Source organism: Chloroflexota bacterium, assembly GCA_026708035.1.
GTDB lineage: Bacteria > Chloroflexota > UBA11872 > UBA11872 > UBA11872 > JAJECS01.
Genome location: JAPOVQ010000023.1, coordinates 1 through 19,681, shown reverse-complemented (window position 1 = coordinate 19,681; position 19,681 = coordinate 1). Strand labels below are relative to the sequence as shown.

Here is a 19,681-nt window from a genome sequence, read left to right as displayed (position 1 = left end):
ATTCGCTGGCGGCACTGGTTGGACTTTCTGTAGCGATCGTTTCCGAGTATGCTCCGTCGCGGTCTGTAGAATCCGTGCGAACGGCGACGAGGGGGACAGCCGGTGGCATTTAGCGTAGTCAGCCAGAAGTCGGGCAAGACCTACTATCTGCACTCGCGGGACGTGACCTTGCGGGGTGGGCGGCAGCAAACGATCTATTTCTTCGCCCAAACGGAGAAGGACGGCGTGTTGGACGAGCTGCCAGCGGGCTACGAAGTTTCGGAGAATCCGCGCACCGGACTGCCGTTGCTCAAGAAGGCGTCCTAGCCGCACTCAGCTCACGGAGACGCCGCCGCAGGACCGCCGGAGGCACGACCAGCCGAGCCGCCACGTCGTCAATGCGTCCGTGCGCGTTCAGCGCGTAGCGCGCCACGAGGACGTCCGGCAACAGCAGCTCGACGGCGAATTGGTCGGCTTCCCACTCCGTTCGGCGGCTGGTGGACCGAGGATGAGGAACGCCGGCCGGCCCCTGATGCAGGGTCAGGTGGCCGAGTTCGTGCGCCACGCTGACGTTTTTCCAGTCGGGCGGGGCGTGCGCGCCCAGGAGCAGCAGCGGCAACCGCGCCCGCCGCGGCATCAGCGCGGCCTCGACTCCCGCAGGCAGCGACAGCGTGATCGGCCGCACCAGTCGGCGCTGGGCGGCGTACCCCGCCACGTCCACGATTGGGGCCCAGCCCGATCCGCCGGGCATGAAGCGCAGCCGTGCGGCCATCTGGCTGATCCGCCGGCGGGAAGTCCCATGCGTGTGCACCGCGATACCATACAAAATACGAACAACAACGTCGACCGGGCCGGGTGGTGGGGCGCGCCGCCGCAGGTACCAGCCTTGCCGTTTCTGACCTACCGATGTCATTGCGAGCGCAGCGAGGAATCTCAGATGCCCGACCCCGGCCGCGAGGCCAGAGGCTCTAGATTCCTCACGTTCGTTCGGAATGACAGGGAAGTGGCGACGGGATTGCTTGCTTGCTGTCAGGACTCCCATTGCAGGGTCGGCCGATGACCCTCGCCGCCCGCGCCCGCGCCGTCGTCGGCGCCGCCAACGTCGTCGACGATCCGGACGCCCTGTGGACCTATGCCTATGACGCCACGATGGGCTATCGCGGGCAACCGGCCGTCGTGGCGTTCCCGAAGAGCGAGTCGGAGGTCCGGCGGCTCGTTCGTGCGGCGGTCGCCGCCGACGTTCCCTGCCTGGCGCGGGGCGGCGCCACCAGCCTCGCGGCCTCCGCCGTTCCGCCGCCGCAATCCCTGGTCATCGACACCAATCGCATGCAGGCGATCGAGGAGTTTGATGCGGATGCGCGTCGGGCGGTCGTCCAGCCCGGAGTCGTCACCCACGCGTTTCGCGACTTCGCGGCGGCGCACGGCCTGTGCTACCCACCCGACCCATCCTCCGAAGCAGGTTCCACGCTTGGCGGCAACGTGGCCACCAACGCCGGGGGCGCCAGCGCATTCAAATACGGCGTGACCCGCGACTTCGTCACGCGCCTGCGCGCCGTCACGGCCCGCGGTGAGGTGATCGAGGCCGCCCGCCCGGCCGATGGCCCGGTGGTCGACGCGCTGGTCGGCTCGGAAGGCACGCTCGGCATCGTCACCCGGATCGAGGTGCGGCTCATCGAGCCGCCGCCGGCACGGACGGTGCGCGCGGCGGCCTTCGACACTCCGACGGACGCGCTCGCCGTCGTGCCGTCGCTACTCGAGGCCGGCCTCGTGCCCGCCAAGCTGGAGTTTCTCGACGCGCAGACGATTCAGGCTATCGAGCGGGCGCGACCGCGGGGACTGCCCGAAGACGCGGGCGCCGTGCTGCTGGTAGAACTGGACGGCGAGCCCGAAGCGGTGCGGGCGGACGAGCTGCTGCTCCTCGAAGTCGTGGACCGGCAGAGCGCGGGCGTGGAGGTTGTCGGCGCCACCGTCGCCGAGCGCTGGTGGGCGGCGCGGCGCGGACTCACGGCCTCGCTGAGCCGCATTCGACCCGCCAAGATCGGCGAGGACATCTGCGTGCCCCGCCGCGCGTTGCCGGACACCTACGCGCGCATCCGCGGCGAAGCCGAGCGCCGCGGCGTCCCCATTGCCATCTTTGGCCACGCCGCCGACGGCACGCTCCACCCCAACATGCTGTACGACCCCAATGACCCGCCGGAGCGCGAGGCGGCGGCCGCCATGCTGGGCGTCATCGCCGACGTGGGGCTGGCCGCCGGCGGCGTGTTGTCAGGCGAGCATGGGCTTGGCCGGGTCAAGCGGGGATTTGTCTCGCAGGCCATGACCCCGGCGACGCTCGACGCCATGCGCGCCCTCAAGCAGGCCTTCGATCCGGATCAGCGCCTCAATCCCGGCGCCATGTGGCCGGCGGGCTAGCCGTCGATTCCGTCATTCCCGCAGAGGGAAACTCCGCAAAATCCGGCAAGGGCGCGTCTCAGACCCGCCCGACGCCAAGCATCCGACGCGCCTCCAGATTCGGCCGGACTGGATTCCGGCCTTCGCCGGAATGACGAAGGGATTACGCCAAGGTCTCCGCAGGCGGGGAGCGGGAATCTAGCGGTCGCTCAACCTCTTCCCGCACGACTAGAGCCTGCCCCGTACTCGATACGGGTGGCGGTTCGCGAACCGCCGCTGCCTCACCTGTTCGAGAGTCCCCTGACGCCAAGGGGGCGGACCCCGGAGGGTCCGCCCCCTTTCCCGTCGTTTGACGATCCGCGACTAGGTCGCTGGCTCTGGCGCCGGTTCCGCCTCGGGCTCGGCGTCGTCGTGCGTATACGTCGACTCGCCGTGCTCCGGCAGATCCAACCCGCTCAGCTCCTCCTCGCGTGAGGCGCGCAGGCCGACCGTCCGCTTGAGGACGTTGAACAGCAGCAGTCCCGTAGTCAGCGCCCACGCGACGGCCACGATGGCCGCGATGAGCTGCGCCACGAACTGCGAGCCGTTGCCGGCAATAAACCCGCTCACCTCGCCGTAGGTGCCATCGGCGAAAATGCCGACGGCCAGCAGGCCCCACACGCCGGCGGTGCCGTGCACCGACGACGCGCCCACCGGGTCGTCGATCTTGAGCCGGTGCTCGACGACGTGGACGCTCACCAGCATCAACACCGCCGCAATCGCGCCGATGATCACCGCCGCCCAGGGCGCCACGAAGGCGCAGGGCGCCGTGATGCCCACCAGCCCGGCCAGGGCGCCGTTGCTGGTGCTGGCCGCGCTGATGCGGCCCGTGCGAACCAGGCCCAGGTACGCGGCCGTGACCGCGCCGGTGGCTCCGGCCAGGAAGGTGTTGGTGATGATGACCGCGATGCGCAGGTCATTCCCCGCCACCGTGCTCCCGCCGTTGAAGCCAAACCAGCCGAAGAACAGCACGAACATGCCGATCACCACGTAGACCATGTTGTGGCCGGGAATGCTCCGCACTTCGCCGTTGGGTCCGTACTTGCCCAGCCGCGCGCCCACGGTGGCCGCGCCGGCCAGGGCCAGAACTCCGCCGATGGTGTGCACCACGCCCGATCCGGCGAAGTCCACGGCGGCGGCGCCGACCCACGATTCGAGCTGCTCGCCGCCCAGCCAGCCGCCGCCCCACATCCAGTGACCGTAGATGGGGTATATCAGCGCCGTGACGAGGAAGCCGTAGGCCAGGTAGGCCGTCACCTTGGTGCGCTCGGCCACCGCGCCGGCGACGATCGTGGCCGTGGTGGCGGCGAAGACCATCTGGAAGAACCAGAAGCTGGTCGTCGACACGTCATATGCGTCGCGCACCAGGAAGAACCCGGAAAAGCCGATGAAGGCGTTGCCGTCTTCCATTCCCGGCAGACCCGAGCCGCCAAACATGAAGGCGTACCCAAAGGCCCAGAACGACAGCCCGGCGGCGGCGAAGTCCAGGATGTTCTTCGTCAGGTAGTTGACGGTGTTCTTGGCGCGGATCAGGCCCGCGCCGAGCAGCGCAAACCCGGCCTGCATAAAGAACACCAACGCGCCGGAGGTCAGCGTCCAGACGAAGTCGACGCCCGCGCCGGGCTCGGCCGCGAGGGTGTCCGCGCCGCCGGGATCGCCGGCGGCCAGAACGACGCCGCGAACGATGAGAAAGGCCGCCAGCGCCATGGCGACGGCGGCGAGAATTCGGAAGGTCGCGACCCAGCGGGGCTGGCCGCGCGACCAGAACAATGTCATAGGGCAAACGCTCCTGTGAAAGTAAACGACGCTTCCGACCCCGCGCCGATGCTCGGGTCACAGGCCATTGCCGCGCCGACAATGGGGGAGCACCAGCCGCGGCTGCTCATGGGGGCTCCCACAGGATCGCGGGGGAGTCGTCGTCGGCCCCGCGGCGTCGTCACATGGTCAAGCCCCCCGACCGGCCGGGCAGCGGCCGGCGTCGATTTCGGGCCATAGCATAACCACTTGGCGGACAACGTGCGGGGCCCGACCGGTTGGGGCTAGCCGGCGAGGTTTTCGCCCCCGTCGACGCCGATGACGTTGCCCGAAATCCAGCTCGTTTCACGCAGCGCCATGGCCGCGATCGCCTGTGCGATGTCGTCGGTTCGGGTGAGCCGCCCGCCGGGATTCTGCCGCTGGGCGTTGGCCACCAGCTCTTCGTGACCCGGAATCTTGCGCAGCGCGGGAGTGTCCGTCACGCCGGCGCGCAGCGCGTTCACCGTCACCTGCCGCGGCGCCAGCTCCACGGCCAGCCGGCGCACGTGGGCCTCGAGCACGGCCTTGGCCGCGCCAACCGCTCCATATCCCGGCCAGATGCGGTCGGAGCCGGCGCTGGTCATCGCCAGAATGCGGGAGCCGTCGCCCAGCAAGTCCCGCGCCACCAGGTCCTGGGTCCAATACACCAGCGAGTTCGCCATCACGTCTAGCGTCATTTCCAGCTGCCGCGACGACATGCCTGGCTCGCCGTCCTCGCCGATGAACGGCCGCAGCGTGCCGAAGGCCAGCGAGTGCAGCACCACGCGCACCGGCGGCTGATGCGCCGACAGCTCGGGCGCGACCTCGTCCAGCACCCGCGCGCGCGCATCGGCGTCCGCGGCGTTCACGTTGAAGAACCTGGCCTGGCCGCCGGCGGCCTCGATGTCGTCGCGCACGGCGTCGGCGAGGTGCTGCGTGTTGCGGCGGTCGAGATGCACGCCCACCACATTCATGCCGCAGCTCGCCAGGTGTCGCGCCGTGGCGGCACCGAATCCGCTGGACGCTCCCAGGATGAGAGCCCAACCCTCCAGCCTCAGGGCTTCGGTGGCCATGTGCGCTCCGCGAGTCTCGCTGTGCTGCCCGCCGCATCGTAGCGCGGTTGACGCGACGCGGGACGGCGGTAAATCGACAATTGGTGAATCCGCTCGACATCAGGCGTATTCCGATGCACCGGCGGTGGCCCGTTCCCCTCTTCCTTGATTAGACCCTTGCAAATTCCAGGCGGGGTTGGGGATGACCGGGCGCGTCCTGTCCGCCCCGAGATTCAATGAAGGGTGGATTCCCGCCCCGTATCGAGTACGGGGCAGGCTCTTCGCGGGAATGACGAAGGGTTACGCAAGAGTCTTTCGATGGGAGCGACGCATTCCAATGCCGCGGCGGCAGTCCGGTCCCCGCTCCCCAATCCGGTCCCCTCTCCCAAGGGAGAGGGTTAGGGTGAGGGGTATCCCCGCGGCAGATTCCACCCGACGCACGGCAAGGAAAGCCCATTGGCCCACGGTTCGGAGACTCGATAGCTATGGATCGCCCCGTGCGCGTCGCCGTGGTGGGCGAAGGCCCCGTGGCGCGGCGCTACGCCGCTGCCGTGGCGACCGTTGCCGAGGCGGACGTCGTACCGGTGCCGGGCACCCAGGCCCTCATTCTGGCCGACGCCGCGACTCTGCCCGAGCCGGCCCCCGCTGGCCTCCCCATGCTCATCGATCCCGGCGCGCTCGTGTCGCTCGGCGCCACCCCGCAGTCGCGGTCGGCGCTGCGCGCGTTGCCGACGCCGGCGCTGGCCGCGTTGCCCTGGCGAAGCTCTCCCGTCGTGCGGCTGGCGCGCCGATTGCTCACAGCGCCCAAGTTCATGCATGCGCACGTCACGACGCTGGGCGGCGACTCGCTGCCCGTGGCGGCCTTTCACACGCTCGATATCCTGACGCACCTGATGGGCCGATCGCCGAGTCGCGTGTACGCCGAATCCGGGCCTGGAACGTCAACCGATCCCGGCGCGCCATCGACCGTGGCCGGCACGCTGGAGTTCGGCGCTCACGGCAGCGCGGCGTTTGCGGTCAGCCGTCTGGATGAGCCTGGCGACGGGCTCGCCGCTCTGGTGCAGCTCACCGACGGCCGGCGAACGGTGACGCTGACGGAGGGCTTCACCACGGCCACGCTCGCCGGCTTCAACGACGCCGAGATCGACGCAGCGGACACGGCTCACGCATTCCGGGCGGTGGGGAATTCGCACGTGGGGACGGTGAATTGGCGTCCGGCCGACGGCATTGGGGACGCGGTGCGCGACCTGGTGCAGACGGTTCGCACCGGCCAAGCGCCCGCGGAGGCGCCCAACCTCTCCGGCGCGCTGCGCAGCGCGGCTCTCGTGCGCGCCGCGCTCGCCACGGCGGGCAGCGGCAGACCGCGCCAGCTGGTCGTGCGGTAGCCGGCGCATGCGCATTGGACTCCTCGGCGGCACCTTCGACCCGGTGCATTGTGGGCATCTGGCCGTGGCGCGGCTGGTCAAGGACACCTGTGCCCTCGACCGCGTCTGGCTCATCCCCGCCGCCCGGTCGCCGTTTCGCGGGACGCCGCACGCGGCCGCCGACCACCGCCTGGCCATGTGCCGCCTGGCGGTGCGGGATCGCCCGTGGCTGGAAGTCAAGGACCTTGAGCTCACGCGCCCGGCCCCTTCGTACACCATCGACACGCTGCGAACGCTCACCAAGGCCCATCCCGACTCGGTGTTCACGCTCATCGTCGGGACGGACGCCCTGGAGGCCATGGCGGCCTGGCGCGACACGGATGGCATCTTCGCGCTCAGCGAGGTGATCGCGGTGGCACGGCCCGGATTTGACGCGGCGCTGCCCGACGACCTGGTCCGCGACCATCCCGCGGCCGCGACGCGGGTTCGCATCCTCCCCGACGCGGCCAGCGAGGTCGCGGCGTCCGACGTGCGGCGACGCATTGCGGCTGGGGATTCGCTCGATGGACTGGTGCCCCGCGCGGTGGCTGACTACATCGGACGCCACGGTCTCTACGGGCATCGGGACGCCGCGGAGGGTCGGATATAATCGCGGCACCTCATGATGCCTGAGCACAGCGCACGCTGATCCCACTCGAGCGGGCGCGCCGTGTGGTCGAGGTGTTGGCGGAAAGGGGCGCCACGGATGTTGCCCTCTTGGACCTGCGCGGCCTCACGATCATTGCCGACTACTTCGTCGTGTGCACCGCCGGCAGCACCGTCCAGATGCGCGCCATCCGCGACGCCCTGGACCGCGAACCCGTTCCCCCATCCGCATCGCATCCGCAATTCGAGGGCGAAGTGACGGACGGGTGGCTGTTGGCCGACTTTGGGGGCGTCGTGGTTCACGTATTTGCGCCCGAGGCGCGGGCGTACTATCGGCTGGATGAGCTCTGGAGCGACGCCCCCGTCGTGGCTCGCTTGCAGTAGGCGCGGGAGGGCGCATGTCGCGAGGATTCGGCACCGGACTCGGCATGGGGCTGGTCGTGGGCGGCGCCCTGGGCGTGACCGCGTCGGTCCTGGCGTTCGCCGCGCGCCATCAATCCGTGCGCCGGGCGCTGGCACGCTGGCTGCTGCGCCGCGAGCCCAAGGTCGAGTTCGAGATCCTGCAGCAGTAGCGCCGCTTCCGTTCGTGGTGAGCCCTTCGGCAGGCTCAGGACAGGCTCTGTCGAACCACGCCCTTCGACTGCGCTCAGGGCGAACGGAGGAGGGCTTGCTCAGCGAGATCGCGCCGGTCGTTAGCCGCCGGCCAGCGCGACGACGGTGACGCCGGCGCCGCCCGCGGTTGGCGCCGCGTCCGATAGGTCGACCACGCTCGGATGCTCGCCCACGTGGCTGCGGATTGCTCGGCGCAACGTCCCGGTGCCGACGCCATGGACCACCCGCAGGGCCGACGCTCCTTCGAGCACGGCGGCGTCCAACGCCAAGTCCACTTGCTCCAAGGCATCGACCACGCGCTCGCCCCGAACGTGGACCTCGGCTGGGACCGCCGTCCCGCGTCGGCGCGCCCGCGGCCGGGGTTGGGGCTGTGGCGCGAGCACCTCCTGCACGTGCGCCCGAGGCACGCGCGCGCGCACGTTGCCGGCGCCGATCACGGCTTCGGCGTCGTCCACGGCCACCACGACCGCCTCGCGGCTGTAGCCCTCCACCCGCACCCGGTCCCCTTCCCGAATCTCGAGTAGCGGCGCTGCGCGCGGGAGCTCGGCGGGCGGACTCGTCGCATCGAGCTTCGCTTCGAGATTTCGCATGCGCCTGCGCGCGACGTCGGTCGAGGCGCCGGGCGCCTGTCGCGCCGCCTGCTCGGCTTGCCGCAGCGCGGCGCGGGTTTGCCGCAGCAGCGCGCGGGCCTCGCGCCGGGCATCGCCCACCACGCGCTCGCGCTCGGCGTCGACGCCCGCCAACCGCTCGTCGAGGTCGTGCTGCGCCGCGGTGACCCGTTCCGCTTCGTCGGCCACGTTTGCCCGAGCTTCCGACAGTTCCCGTCGTTCGTGCTGGAGCGCGCCAATCAACCCTTCGACATCGCGAAACTCCGCCGAGAGCTTGGCCCGAGCGGCCTCGACGATCTCGGCATCGAGTCCCAAGCCCGTGGCGATGTCGAAGGCATTGCTGCGACCGGGGACATCCATCAGCAGGCGGTACGTGGGGCGCAAAGTGGCGGAATCGAATTCCACGCTGGCGTTGCGCGCCCGTGGGTGCCGGTGCGCGAAGAGCTTCAGCTCCGGGTGATGCGTCGTCACCACGGCCACGGCGCCGGCGTCGAGCAGCCGTTCGAGGATGGCCTGGCCCAGCGCCGCGCCCTCGGTGGGATCGGTGCCCGCGCCAAGCTCGTCGGTCAGCACCAGCGCGCGCGGTCCCGCCGCCCGCACCATCGCCACCAGGTTGCGCATGTGCGAGGCAAAGGTGCTCAGGCTTTGCTCGATACTCTGCTCGTCGCCGATGTCCGCCAGCACGGGGTCGTACACCGCGAGCCGCGCGCCGGCGGCGGGGACGTGCAGGCCGCAAGCCGCCATCAGGTGCAGCAACCCCACCGTCTTCAGCGCCACGGTCTTGCCGCCGGTGTTCGGGCCGGTGATCACGATCGCCTGCGATCCGCCGGCTGGAATCTCGATGTCGATGGGTACGACGTCGCCCTCCAGCAAGGGATGCCTTGCTTCCTTCAGCTGGAACCCCGCGTCCGGGGCGATGCTTGGCTCCACGGCCTCGTGCGCATCCGCGTAGCGGGCCAGCGCCAGCAGGCCGTCGAGCACGCCCAGGCCGTCGACCCCCGCCACGATGTCGTCCCGCAGCGTGCCGACCGCTGCGCTCAGCGCGCGCAGAATCCGGTCGATCTCGTGTCGCTCGGCCGCCTCCAGCTCTCGCACGCGGTTGTTGGCCGGCACCGCCGCCAGCGGTTCCATGTAGACCGTGGCCCCGCTGGCGGAGGTGTCGTGCACGATGCCGGGGAAGGTGCCCTGGTGCTCCTGCTTGACCGGCACCACCTGGCGCCCGGCGCGCTCGGTGACGAGGGCCTCTTGCAGCACGCCGCGCGCGGCGGGCGACCGGAGCTGCTGCTGCATGATCGCGTGCACCGCGGCCGTGGCCTGACGCAGCCGGCGGCGCAGCGATTGCAGCTCGGGGGAGGCGGTGTCGGCGACCCGGCCCTGCTCGTCGAACGTGGCGTCGATGCGCGAGCCAAGCTCCGGGTGGTCGGCCAGCGGCACGACGACGCGCCACAGCGCCGGCGTGTCCGCGCGGTGGGTCTCGACGGTGCGGCGGGTGAGGCGCACGGCGCGAAGCTGCGCGGCCACGGCCTGCAAGTCCGTGGGGCTCAGGCGCGATCCTCGGGCGGCGGCGTCGGCCGCGGCGCGAACGTCCTGCGCGCCGCCGACGCTGAATCCCGGCGCCTCGCCCAGCAGCCAGCGCGCCTGGGCGGTGGCCGTCAGCCGGGCGCGCGCCTCGGCATGGTCGGTGGTCGGCCGCAGCGCGCGGACATGCGCGCGACCCGGATCGAAGCCGGCGTAGGCGCTGGCCTGCGCCAGGATCTCCGGCAGCTCAAGACGGTCGGCGGACAGATCGGACGCACGCATGGATACAGGCGGCGTCCCCGCGAGAAACCGGGGCCGCCGGTGAGGCGGGCGGGCCTAGGTCAGGGTAGCGCCTGCTCTAATCCTGCAGCCGGAATGGCGGGTACTCGTCGACGATCGAGAGGAACCACGCGCTGACGCGCAGATTCCAGCGCAGCACGCCGACCTGGAAGTCGAACAGCCCTCTGGGGTACCAGCCGGTGATGATGATGGCGGCGTAACCCACCAGCTGGGCCAATACCGCCACGATCGATAGGAAGTACAGCACGATGATGTGCGGCAGGAGCAATAGCCCCTTGATCAGGAAGGTCAGTCCGCAGAAGGCGAGCAATCGCGAGCTGCGCTCCGGATATTCGGCGGTGACGTTGACCGGATAGGGGGATGAACTGTCCATGCGTCAGCCCTCGCTGCATTGCGGTGCCCGCTCACAAGGCACGATGCGGCCAGTGTAGAGGGCGGGCGCCAAGGCACACGTGACGAGGGGGGTCTCCTGGGCGCGGTCGGGCCCGGTTCTCTCTTCCTTCCAGCGACCTTGGCGGAATCCAGCCGGGCTTGGGGATGACCGGGCGCATCCTGTCCGCCCCTAGGTTCAATGAAGGGTGGATTCCCGCTCCCCGCCTTCGCGGGGACAGGCTCCGCGGGAAATGACGGAGGGGGCGCCGCGAGCGGCTCCGATGTGTAAACCATGTCCCCGGTCTGCACACCTGCGCAGGGGGAGTGTTGGCGTGAGGGCGATGCGGCATGGCGCATGGCGGCCGGTCGCGGCGATCCCGCCCGATCACCCCGCGGTCTAGTTCAGGCGCGAGTTCTGCCGCGCGTCCAGGAGCTCATCGAGGTCGCGCAGCAGCCGGCGCATCAGCTTGGCCTCGCGGGCCAGCAGCTCCTCGACGCTCGGTGATTCCAGCAAGTTCTGGCGGGTGCTGACCGTGGCCGGCAGGGCGGACGCGGTGAAATAGGCGAAGCGCTCCGGATCGCGCGGCAGCTCTTCGTGGGTGCCGAACGCGCCCTGCAGCTCAAGCGTCAGCCGCAGCGCCTTGCGGTAGTCCTCGCGCACGCTCGCCGCCAGGGCCGCCATCTCGCGCGGATCCGTCACCGGCATCGCGTCCAAGGTCACCGACGCCGTCAGGTGCGGCTCCCGCTGCTCCAGCGCATCGATGCGAAAGCGCTCCTCGCCCACCGCCTCGATGTTCATCCGGCCGTCGGGCAGCGTTTCATGACTGGTGATGCGCGCCGTGGTCCCCACCGCATGAGGCTCCGCCGGCTCGCCAACTTCCTCCCCGGAGCGGATCAGCGCCACGCCGAACGGACGCTCCTCGTCGATGCAGGCGCGAATCATCACGCGGTACCGCGGCTCGAAGATGTGCAGCGGCAACCGCATCCGCGGAAACAGCACCGTGTGGAGGGGAAACAGGTCCAGCTGCATGTTCGAGTCTAATGGCTGGACCCCCGCAACTCCTGGCGCGGCGCCTCGGCCTTCCGCGAACTCGGACCGCATCGAGACTGCACGACGCGGCGACGCCGTGTAGAGTCGCCTTCGAACACGCCGCCACCGGCCTGATCGGGGACTCGCCGCCCATGACCGACGCGCCGCCTATCGTCACCGAGTCGCTTTCGAAGTCCTACGGCAGCGTGCAGGCGTTGACCGATCTGTCGCTGACGGTGGAACGGGGAGAAATCTTCGGCTTCCTGGGTCCCAACGGCGCCGGCAAGACCACCACGGCGCGGTTGCTGCTGGGCCTGATGCGGCCCACCAGCGGCTCGGCGCGCATCTTCGGCGCCGACGTGCATGCGGAGGGGCCCGCGGCCCGGCGCTCCGTGAGCTATCAGCCCAGCGCCGACGCGCTCTATGAGTCCACGCGGGTGGCGGCCTATCTGCGAGCCTTCGCGCGCATGGGTGGGGTGCCGGTGCATCGCACCGACGAGCTCATCGAGCGGCTGGACCTCGATACCTCGCGCCGCATCAAGGCGCTCTCGACCGGCAACCGGCAAAAGGTCGCCATCGTGCGCGCGTTGCAGGCCGATGTGCCGCTCTATCTCCTCGATGAGCCCACGCGCGGCCTCGATCCGCTGGTGCAGCAGGAGTTTGGACGCATCCTGGCCGAGTACCGCGACGAAGGGCGCACCATCTTCCTCTCCACCCACATCCTCTCGGAAGCCGAGCATCTGTGTGACCGCGTGGGCCTGTTGCGCGAGGGGCGGCTCGTGGCCGTGGAGCGTGTCGACGTGCTGACTGAAACCCGGGTGCGACGGTTCCACGCCCGATTCGCGGGGCCGACGCCCACCGATGACGATCTCGAGGGCGCCACGGTGGTGACACGCGCGGACGCTGCGATCAGCTTCGAAGTCACCGGGTCCGTGGACCGGGTGATCAAGACGCTGGCGCGCTTCGAGGTCACCGATCTGACCATCGACGAGCCCAGCCTGGAAGACGCGTTTCTACGCTACTACGACCAGCAGGCCGCGACGTGACGCTGCATCTGTTGCTGCACACCCTGCGGCATCGGCGCCTGGCGATTTTCTGGTTCACCGTGGGTCTGTTCATTCTCGCGCTGTTGGTCATGGCGCTCTGGCCATCGTCGCGCGACCTGGATCTCGACGCGTTCCTCGAAACCATGCCCGATGCGGCGCGCGCCGCCTTCCTGGGTCGGGGCTTCGACAGTCCCGCCATCGAGCAAAGCGCGTTTCTCCAATACCTCGGCTCGCAGCTCACCACCTGGCTGCCCATTCTCGCCGCCTACTTCGGCATGTGGGTCGGCGGCGGCACCATTGCCCGGGCCTACGGCCGCCACACCCTCGATGTCTTGCTGGCGCAACCGATCACGCGCGAGCGATTTTTGCTCACGCGGTTGGCGGCGGTGGCGCTGGGCGCGGTGATCATCGTGGCCGGCGCGCTGGTCGGCCTGCTGCTCGGCGTGGCCGCCTGGGCCGGCGACACGCCGATTCCCGCCAGCGACATCGTCCTGGTGCACGTGCAGCTGCTGCTCTTCGGCTTGGCTGCCGCGGCGATTGCCGCGGTCGTGGCCACGGTCCTGCTGGAGCCGGGCCGCACCTACGGCGTCAGCGCGCTCATCGTCGTGGTGATGTATGTGCTCTTTCTGGTTGCCGAGGTGGTCGAACCGCTGGAGTGGTTGGGCCATCTGTCGCTGTTTCGCTACTGGCGGCCGCTGGAGCAGTTCGCGACCGGGGAGTTCGGGTGGCTGGAAGCGGTGGTGCTGGCGGGAGTGGCCGTCGTCGGCACCGGCCTGGCGGTCGTACTATTTCGACGCCGGGACATCGTGACGTAGGACGCCGACATGCCGCGATCCCAAGGCTCGACGACGCTCGCCGTCGGCGAGCACGCGCCGGACTTCGATGTCCACGTCGCTGGAACCGGCGAGCGCACCGAGCTGCAGGACTTTGCCGACGGTTGGCTCTACTTGGTCTTTCTGCGGCATGTCTGGTGACTGAGCTGCCACGGCTATATGGCGCGGCTCGAGGTCGAGCTGGACGAGTGGACGAGGCGGGGAGTGGCCGTCGCCTTCGTTTTTGCGCAGGGCCTCAAGGTTGTAGACGCCTTCGCCAAGCGTGAAGCCCTTCCGTTCCCGGTGCTGGTCGACCCCAAGCGGCGGATGGTCCGCGACTACGGCGTCTACGTCCGCGTCAACTTCGAGTCGTGGAACATGGCGCGGCCCTCGGTGGTCCTCATCGATCCCGCGGGCATCGTGCGCGAGGTGTTCGTGGGGCGGCACTCGCTCGAGTGGCCGGACAGCAAGGATCTCTGGGCGCTGATTGAGCGCCACGAGGCGGACGGCTAGGCCGGGACTCGCGACGCCCAGACCGCGCGGAAGAGGCCCCGCGGACGCGGCGGATGCAGCGATGCCGGCGGTTCGCGTTGCTCCAGCAGGCGGCGATGGCAGGGGATTACGCCCAGCCTGCCGGAGCGACGACACAGCCACCGCGCGCGGGACCCCCTCACACGGCCCGCGATAATACCATACAAATACCGAACAGCGGGCATGCCAAGGATGGTTGTAGGGCATGCCGGCCTACTCCGGGGGCGCTCGGCGGTGAGTGCTTGGTGGCTTGCGGCAATTCACCCCTAGCGACCAAGGACGATCTGGCGCCATTCCCGCGCTCCCGTCCGCTATTGCCGCGAAAGGCGAGGGGACGGGAACTCGCACCGCTGACGGCGGATCGAGCCGTGCCGCCACGATCTCGCAATCGGCCGCGCGGCGTCCCCAGATCTGACGTACGCCGCCTTGGCCTGGGTTCCCGCTTTCGGAGTCGTTTGGAGACCGCCAGAATGCGGGCGGGTCTGAGACCCGCTGCTACTCCAATCCGGCACGCGATCTACCTGACCGAACTGGATTCCCTAAATGCACAAACGAAGTGCAACACCTGGCAAAGGTGCTGCCATGGGACGCTGCCGCGTCGCGGGTACAATTCCGGGCGGGGGTCGCGTGCGGGGTGACCGCACCGCGCCTGAGGCGCGAACCAGCCTCGCAGGGGGGAATGCCATGCTGACCTTTGGTCGGCTCATCACCGCGGTCGTCACGCCGTTTCACGACGACGGGTCGGTCGACTACGACACCTTCGGTCGCATGGTCGACGGCCTGATCGACGCCGGCAACGATGCCGTCGTGGTCACCGGCACCACCGGCGAGTCGCCGGTGCTGACCGAGCCCGAGCGCATGTCGCTCTACCGAGAAGCCCTGAGCGCCGCCGACGGGCGCGCGCGCGTGATCGCCGGCACGGGCGGCTACAACACCAGCGAGAGCATCCACCTGTCGCGCGCGGCGGCAGACGTGGGCGTCGACGGCCTGCTCCAGGTGACGCCCTACTACAACAAGCCGCCGCAGGCGGGGCTCTTCCGCCACTTCGAGGCCATCGCGGCGTCCACGCCGCTGCCCAACATCCTCTACAACGTCCCGGGCCGCACCTCGTGCAACCTCGAGGCGGCGACGGTGGCGCAGCTGAGCGCCATCGACAACATCATCGGCATCAAGGAAGCCAGCGCGGACTTCGAGCAGATTGGCCACATTGCGCGCTCGACGCCGGACGACTTCGCCATATACAGCGGCAACGACGCGGACACGTACCTCATCATGGCGCTGGGCGGCGTGGGCGTAGTGAGCGTGGCGAGCCACGTGGTGAGCGGCGAAATCCGGGCGATGATCGACGCGTTCGTCGCGGGCGATCTCGACGGCGCGCGCGCCCGGCACCTGCACCTGTTGCCCATCTCGCAAATCCTGTTTCCGGCCGGCTGGCCGAATCCGGTGTCCGTGAAGGCCGCGCTGGGCTTGGGTGGATTCGACGTGGGCGTTCCGCGACTTCCCCTGGTCGACCTGCCCGACGACATGAAGGCCGCCCTGCGAACGGTGATGGACGCCTACGCGCTGGACGCTTACCTCACGCGAACGCCTGTGGCCGTCTAGGTGGCGGAGGCCCTCCCCACCTTCAGCGATCTGGCTGTGCTCGCCGACGCCGTCAAGGGCTGCACGCGCTGCCGTTTGGCGCGGGGTCGCACGCACGCCGTTCCCGGCGAAGGCGCGGCCGACGCGGCGGTGATGTTCATCGGCGAGGGTCCCGGCTATCACGAGGATCAGCAGGGGCGGCCCTTCGTGGGCGCCGCCGGGCAATTGCTGGACGAGCTGATCGAGGGCATCGGCCTGCGGCGGCGCGAGGTCTTCATCGCCAACGTGCTCAAGTGCCGCCCCCCCGAGAACCGCGACCCGGCGCCGGATGAGGCGGAGGCCTGCCGGCCATACCTGGACCGGCAAATCGAGCTGATCGACCCCAAGGTGATCGTGCTGCTGGGCCGGCACGCGCTACAGGCGCACTTCTCCGACGCGCAGATCTCGCGGGCGCGCGGGGTGCCCCGCCGCCGCGAGGGGCGCACGTTCCTTCCCGTCTATCACCCGGCGGCGGCGCTGCGGCAAATGCGCCTTCGCGACGTGCTGCGCAGCGACTTTGCGCTAATCCCGAAACTGCTGGAGGGCCCGGCGCCCGCCGCCGAGCCCGCGGAGCCGGAGAGCCAGCAGCTGTCGATGTTCGGATGAGGCGGGGGCGCGCTAGAGCGCTGCTGGGTGGTTCCGGCCTGGATTCCGGCTTTGGCCGGAATGACGGAAGGGGCGCCCTTTGCCGGGCGCCGCGGACGTAGCTGGCGCGTTGCCGCAGGAACTGAAGCCCGACACCGTCCGCGTCGTGCCCATCGGCGGCGTGGGAGAGATCGGGAAAAACTGCACCGTCATCGAGTTCGGCGACGACGCCGTCATCATCGACTGCGGGCTGACGTTCCCGGACGCCGAGCACCTGGGCGTGGACCTGATCCTTCCCGACTTCGCCTATCTGCGCCAGATTCGGCACAAGCTGCGCGCCGTCCTGCTGACCCACGGCCACGAGGACCACATCGGGGCGCTGCCCTTCGCGCTGCGGGACTTTCCGCTGCCGCTCTACGGCACCGCGCTCACCCTGGGCCTGGTGCAGGTGAAGCTGGACGAGGCCCGGCTGGTCGACGGCCAGGAGTTCCACGCGATCGAGGCCGGCGACGTCGTCGAGATCGGGCCGTTCCGCTGCGAGTTCTTTCACATGTGTCACAGCATTCCCGACGCCACGGGCATCGCCGTGCACACGCCGATCGGCACGATCGTGCACACGGGCGACTTCAAGCTGGACTACACGCCGGTGGACGGACGCCCGCCGGACGTTCAGACCCTGGGCCGGCTCGGGCGCGACGGCGTGCTGCTGCTGATGGCCGACAGCACCTACGCGGATCGTCCCGGCTACACGCCGTCCGAGCAGGTGGTGGCGGAGACCTTCGACCAGATCTTCGCGGAAGCCCCGGGGCGCATCATCGTGGCGACGTTCTCGTCGCTCGTCTCGCGCGCGCAGCAGGTGTTCGACGCGGCCGTCGCCTACGGACGCAAGGTGGCACTGGTCGGGCGGTCAATGGAGCGCGTGCACCGGGTGGCTTCCGACCTGGGATACGTGCGAGTGCCCGAGGGGCTGATCGTGGCCGCGGACGAACTGGACAACTTCCGGGCCGAGGACATCGCCATCGTCTGCACCGGCTCGCAGGGCGAGCCGCGCTCGGCGCTGGTGCGCATGGCGAACCGGGACCACCGGAACATCGACATCGCCCCCGACGACACGATCATCGTTTCGGCGGCTGCTATTCCCGGCAACGAGGCCAAGGTCAACCACACCATCGACCGGCTGGCGCATCTCGGCGCCACCGTCTACTACGAGCAACTGCGCCCGGTGCACGTCTCCGGCCACGCCAGCCAGGAGGAGCTCAAGCTGGTGCTCACGACGCTGCGGCCACGGTTCTTCATGCCGGTGCATGGGGAGTTTCGGCACCTGGTGGAGCACCGGCGGCTGGCGGAGTCGGTGGGGGTGGCGGGGGACGACATCGTGATGGCGGAGAACGGGGCCGTGATCGAGGTGACGCGCGAGCGCGCCGCGATTACCGGCTACGTGGAAGCCGGCATGGTGTTCGTGGACGGCCTGGGCGTGGGCGACGTGGGCGAGACCGTGCTGCGCGACCGGCGGCACCTGGCCGAGGACGGCGTGGTCGTGGTCGTGGCGGCGGTGGACCACCACACCGGCAAGTCCGTGGGCACGCCGGAGATCATCTCGCGCGGGTTCGTCTACGCCCCCGAATCCGAAGACTTGCTGGAGCGGGCGCGGGAGCACGTGCGGCAGACGATCGACCGGGGCGACCACCCGGACCCCGAGGTGGACTACCTGCAAAGCAAGATACGCGGCTCGCTCGGCCGGCACCTGTTCCAGAAGACGCGGCGGCGGCCGGTGATCCTGCCGATCGTGACGGAGGTCTAGCGCCGGCAACCGCCCCCGCGCAGCCGGTCCTGAGGGGTTTCTACGGAATCCCCGCCGGCGGAACCGGTTCGAATTCCGGGATGGCCAGCGGTTCATGCAGAAACACCGCCGGGGCGCTGAAGGTGTTCTGAAAGACCCGACCGTCGGGATAGATCTCAAGTCGCTGCGTGCGTCCGCCGAGGCCGAAAGTAATGGCGGGCTCGAGCGGACGGCCATACACCGTCTCGAAGACCGCGGCCAGGGCGGCGTCGGTGGGGTTGTAGACGTTAATCCAGTGATCGTTGCCGGCCCGTACGACCAGCGGGTAGGGCTGGCCGTCCTCGTCGAAGGTCAGGGCCACGCCGGCGCCGGCCGCCGGCGTGACGCGCCAGACGTCGCCCTTGGCCAAGACCGAGTCGCTGATCGGCTGGCCGGCGCGGTCCAGAATCTCGAACCGTCCGTATGGCTGCATCGCCGCCGCCGTCTGCACGAAACGTCGCGCAAAGTCGGTTGTCAGGTCCGTGGCGTTCAAATAGACGATCTGGACCGATTCGGACATCTCGTCCAGCAGCGGGTCGATGTCCCGGTCGGTGGTCAGGCTCACCACCAGGTCATAGCCGGCCAGCGTGTCGGCCGTAGCTCGGTCAGGGGTGATGAAGTGGGCCTGGGGCACGTAGCGGCGCAGGAAATGCCGCAGCAGCAGGCGCTGGCTCTCGAACAGGTCGTTCGTGCCGAGCGGATACGCGTCGGCCGGGTCCCCGATGATGACCGCGCGCGGCAGATCGTCGGCACGCGTCTCCGCCAACTCCGCCAGTTGGGCCTGCGCCAGCTCGTAGCGCCGCCACTCGTAGGTATCGTCGGGGAAGAGGTGCGAGCCCTCCCAGAACTCGTTCCAGCTGTAGATGAACACCAGGCTCGGGCTGGTGTGCGCGGCCAGCCAGGCGGTCTCCTGCAGGTAGCGGATATCGTCGCGGACCACGCGCGGGAGCCCGTGGTTCAAGGCGACACCGAGGTTGTCGAAGATGTAGTTCCAGGTCACCACGTGATGCCCGAATTGCGACTGGGGCACGTCCACCACGAAGTTGAACGGCGCGTAGTCGTCCGGCCAGCGCTCGAACGCCAGCTCCTGGACTTGGGACGGCGGCAAGTAGGTCACCGACCAGTCGAAGATCACGTCGACCTCTAGCGCGGTCTCGACCCTGCCCGCCAACTCGGTGAAGAACCAGGTCCACGCGTCGACGTCATCGAGCGCTTCGGGAAAGCCGAAGGCGTAGACGATCACCGGCAATCGTCCGTGCGCGTCGTACAGCCACAGATCCTCGGGAATCCTCTGGTAGAAGGCGATGACTTCGTCCGAGATCTTGCGGAGGCTGGCCTCGTCGGCCGCGATGTAGGCACGGTCGCTCAGCACCGGCTGGCCGCCGACGTGCAGCAGCTCCCAGTCGTAGAAGAGCCCGATCTTCAAGTCATGGCGCCGCAGCGAGTCGAGCGCCACGGGCTCCGGCGTCAGGTCTTCACGATCGGCCCATTCCCAGAACACGCCATCGACGCCCAGATCGCGGATGAGCCGGAAGTTGGCGTCGTAGTAGGCCGACGACTCCACCTGCGCCGCAGTGACGCCGAT

General features: G+C 69.4%; 20 protein-coding genes. 13 read left to right on the top strand and 7 right to left on the bottom strand.

Features of this window, described 5'->3' with window-relative positions; all coding sequences use genetic code 11:
- Positions 1–102 precede the first annotated feature (102 nt).
- Positions 103–306, top strand: coding sequence for a hypothetical protein (locus OXG33_09795; GenBank protein ID MCY4114212.1), 204 nt, complete (start codon positions 103–105; stop codon positions 304–306).
- On the opposite strand, the gene OXG33_09790 is transcribed toward OXG33_09795, so the two are convergent.
- The gene (locus OXG33_09790; GenBank protein ID MCY4114211.1) at positions 290–751 is read right to left on the bottom strand and encodes an ImmA/IrrE family metallo-endopeptidase; all 462 of its coding nucleotides are present in this window, start codon (positions 749–751) and stop codon (positions 290–292) included. The two genes, OXG33_09795 and OXG33_09790, sit on opposite strands and share 17 nt — an antisense overlap.
- Positions 752–1,035: 284 nt before the next feature.
- Between OXG33_09790 and OXG33_09785 the strand changes: the two genes are divergently transcribed.
- A complete protein-coding gene (locus OXG33_09785) occupies positions 1,036–2,391 on the top strand; it encodes an FAD-binding protein (protein MCY4114210.1) in 1,356 nt (451 codons plus the stop codon).
- 342 nt (positions 2,392–2,733) lie between these two features.
- On the opposite strand, the gene amt is transcribed toward OXG33_09785, so the two are convergent.
- Together amt and OXG33_09775 are read right to left on the bottom strand one after the other, a co-directional pair.
- A complete protein-coding gene (amt, locus tag OXG33_09780; GenBank protein MCY4114209.1) occupies positions 2,734–4,185 on the bottom strand; it encodes an ammonium transporter in 1,452 nt (483 codons plus the stop codon).
- A 263-nt stretch (positions 4,186–4,448) separates the two neighbouring features.
- The gene (locus OXG33_09775; protein ID MCY4114208.1) at positions 4,449–5,255 is read right to left on the bottom strand and encodes an SDR family oxidoreductase; all 807 of its coding nucleotides are present in this window, start codon (positions 5,253–5,255) and stop codon (positions 4,449–4,451) included.
- A 476-nt stretch (positions 5,256–5,731) separates the two neighbouring features.
- Between OXG33_09775 and OXG33_09770 the strand changes: the two genes are divergently transcribed.
- The 4 genes from OXG33_09770 (at position 5,732) to OXG33_09755 (ending at position 7,815) form a co-directional block, all read left to right on the top strand.
- The gene (locus tag OXG33_09770; GenBank protein MCY4114207.1) at positions 5,732–6,619 is read left to right on the top strand and encodes a hypothetical protein; all 888 of its coding nucleotides are present in this window, start codon (positions 5,732–5,734) and stop codon (positions 6,617–6,619) included.
- Between the two features lie 7 nt (positions 6,620–6,626).
- On the top strand, positions 6,627–7,247 hold the full coding sequence (gene nadD, locus OXG33_09765) for a nicotinate-nucleotide adenylyltransferase (protein ID MCY4114206.1): 621 nt from the start codon (positions 6,627–6,629) through the stop codon (positions 7,245–7,247).
- Positions 7,248–7,309: 62 nt separating this feature from the next.
- Positions 7,310–7,627: a ribosome silencing factor gene (gene rsfS, locus OXG33_09760; GenBank protein MCY4114205.1), complete on the top strand. Its 318-nt coding sequence runs from the start codon at positions 7,310–7,312 to the stop codon at positions 7,625–7,627.
- A gap of 14 nt (positions 7,628–7,641) precedes the next feature.
- Positions 7,642–7,815, top strand: coding sequence for a hypothetical protein (locus tag OXG33_09755; GenBank protein ID MCY4114204.1), 174 nt, complete (start codon positions 7,642–7,644; stop codon positions 7,813–7,815).
- 120 nt (positions 7,816–7,935) lie between these two features.
- On the opposite strand, the gene OXG33_09750 is transcribed toward OXG33_09755, so the two are convergent.
- From OXG33_09750 to OXG33_09740, 3 genes are all read right to left on the bottom strand, one after another.
- Positions 7,936–10,263 carry a Smr/MutS family protein gene (locus tag OXG33_09750; protein ID MCY4114203.1) on the bottom strand — a complete coding sequence of 776 codons (2,328 nt, stop codon included), beginning with the start codon at positions 10,261–10,263 and terminating at the stop codon, positions 7,936–7,938.
- Positions 10,264–10,339: 76 nt separating this feature from the next.
- A complete protein-coding gene (locus OXG33_09745) occupies positions 10,340–10,654 on the bottom strand; it encodes a DUF4389 domain-containing protein (GenBank protein MCY4114202.1) in 315 nt (104 codons plus the stop codon).
- A 396-nt stretch (positions 10,655–11,050) separates the two neighbouring features.
- A complete protein-coding gene (locus tag OXG33_09740; protein MCY4114201.1) occupies positions 11,051–11,683 on the bottom strand; it encodes an LON peptidase substrate-binding domain-containing protein in 633 nt (210 codons plus the stop codon).
- Positions 11,684–11,835: 152 nt separating this feature from the next.
- On the opposite strand from OXG33_09740, the gene OXG33_09735 reads away from it, so the two are divergent.
- The 7 genes from OXG33_09735 to OXG33_09705 all read left to right on the top strand — a co-directional run bounded on the left by OXG33_09735 (position 11,836) and on the right by OXG33_09705 (position 18,078).
- Positions 11,836–12,729 carry an ABC transporter ATP-binding protein gene (locus OXG33_09735; protein MCY4114200.1) on the top strand — a complete coding sequence of 298 codons (894 nt, stop codon included), beginning with the start codon at positions 11,836–11,838 and terminating at the stop codon, positions 12,727–12,729.
- Positions 12,726–13,544: an ABC transporter permease subunit gene (locus OXG33_09730; protein ID MCY4114199.1), complete on the top strand. Its 819-nt coding sequence runs from the start codon at positions 12,726–12,728 to the stop codon at positions 13,542–13,544. The genes OXG33_09735 and OXG33_09730 overlap by 4 nt, the downstream gene beginning before the upstream one ends.
- A 9-nt stretch (positions 13,545–13,553) precedes the next feature.
- The gene (locus tag OXG33_09725) at positions 13,554–13,703 is read left to right on the top strand and encodes a hypothetical protein (protein MCY4114198.1); all 150 of its coding nucleotides are present in this window, start codon (positions 13,554–13,556) and stop codon (positions 13,701–13,703) included.
- Between the two features lie 18 nt (positions 13,704–13,721).
- On the top strand, positions 13,722–14,054 hold the full coding sequence (locus OXG33_09720; protein ID MCY4114197.1) for a redoxin domain-containing protein: 333 nt from the start codon (positions 13,722–13,724) through the stop codon (positions 14,052–14,054).
- 702 nt (positions 14,055–14,756) lie between these two features.
- Positions 14,757–15,674, top strand: a complete 918-nt coding sequence (gene dapA, locus OXG33_09715; GenBank protein MCY4114196.1) for a 4-hydroxy-tetrahydrodipicolinate synthase — start codon at positions 14,757–14,759, stop codon at positions 15,672–15,674.
- Positions 15,675–16,298 carry a uracil-DNA glycosylase gene (locus OXG33_09710; protein ID MCY4114195.1) on the top strand — a complete coding sequence of 208 codons (624 nt, stop codon included), beginning with the start codon at positions 15,675–15,677 and terminating at the stop codon, positions 16,296–16,298.
- Between the two features lie 79 nt (positions 16,299–16,377).
- Positions 16,378–18,078: a ribonuclease J gene (locus OXG33_09705; GenBank protein MCY4114194.1), complete on the top strand. Its 1,701-nt coding sequence runs from the start codon at positions 16,378–16,380 to the stop codon at positions 18,076–18,078.
- A 40-nt stretch (positions 18,079–18,118) separates the two neighbouring features.
- Here OXG33_09705 and OXG33_09700 read toward each other — a convergent pair.
- Positions 18,119–19,681, bottom strand: a 1,563-nt coding sequence (locus tag OXG33_09700) for a hypothetical protein (protein ID MCY4114193.1), incomplete at its 5' end; no start/stop codon positions are given.